This is a genomic window from Candidatus Thiosymbion oneisti (genome assembly GCF_900092655.1).
GTDB lineage: Bacteria > Pseudomonadota > Gammaproteobacteria > Chromatiales > Chromatiaceae > Thiosymbion > Thiosymbion oneisti.
Window position 1 is genome coordinate 1 of sequence record NZ_FLUY01001789.1, and the last position, 1,254, is coordinate 1,254.

1 pseudogene is annotated in these 1,254 nt (G+C 61.3%); it reads right to left on the bottom strand.

What is annotated here, in order from left to right:
- Nucleotides 1-1,200: pseudogene (locus tag BQ17_RS19120) on the bottom strand (ISAzo13 family transposase); the annotation flags it as partial.
- Between the last annotated feature and the right edge of the window lie 54 nt (nucleotides 1,201-1,254).

Consider the following 1,254-nt stretch of genomic DNA (forward strand, 5'->3'; position numbering starts at 1 on the left):
GAATGAACTTGTGTTTAATCTCGTGGAATGTCTCAGAGCATTTTCGTCCCAGTTCGTAGACGGTATCGAGCAGGCGTGCCTTGACCGTGAGCCCGGTTTGGGTGCGGGTGCGCTGGATGGCTTCCCGGGCGGTCCGGGCCGAATCGAGAATGACACCGCTTAAGCTGCGCTCGACTTGGCTGAACAAGCGGTGCTCAATGGGGTGCCACTTGGAGGTGTACGGGGGTAGTGAGCGACACGCAGACGTAAGCCCAAGCGGCGGCTCAGCGCCACCAGGTCTTCTTTGAAGCGCAGCGAACGCGCGGCGTTGGCACCTCCAGCATCGAAGGTCAACAGGATTTCCCGCGTGTGCGGATAATGCTCGGCACGATCTTCGTGCCACGCCAGAGCGATGGCATCGCAGACAAAGGCGCTGGTCTCGCGGGAGGTGCCCAAGGTGATGAAGCCCGCATTGTCACGGTAGTCATACACCCCGCGAGGGACCAAGATACCCGTGGTGAGATGGCGATAATCGTGGTCATAAACGAGCTGAACATCGGTGCTGTAACATGGCCCGCGACGATGCCGGTGGCCCAGCACCTCCTTCTTCTTGGTATCGACACACAACACGGGTACGCCGCGGGCACGGGCTTGGCGGCGCAAGGTAGCGATATGACGAAACTGCTGGTCGCGTTCATGCGGATCGACGTGCCCGGTGATCAGCTCCTTGCGCAGGGAACGGCGACGATAGCCGGCCCGCGCCAGCAGCTTGGCGGCCGTGTTGCGGCTAATTTGATACCCACGCACAAGCACCTGCTGCGCCAGCTGCACCGGTTTGAGGTCGGTCCAGCGCACCGTTTCATCGGTGGGGCTGCCGGCACTGTGGGCTTCGAGGACGTCTTCCAGGGTTTCTTCCAACCCCGGTTGACGTTGGGTGACCTGGCGACGACCGCCGCCGGGGCGGTGGATGCGCTTCTCATTGCCGCTGGGGCGCCGTGGGCGTTGGGGATCGTCATGGTTCATCTCCTCCAACTCGCGGATCCCGGTATAGATTGTTCGCCGACTCATCCCCAACACCCGCGCCACATACGCGATGCCGCCAAAGCCGATCTTCAGCGCCTCAAGCGCGGCGTAGCGGCGTCGATGGTCTTCCGGCAGCGAACGGCAATAGAGCCGCATGAATGCTTCGTGCGATTGATCGTAGCCTGGAAACTCGTTCATCAGATTACCCGTGGCTTGGACTTATGGTCGGCTCATTCTCCTATGAAGACCGCG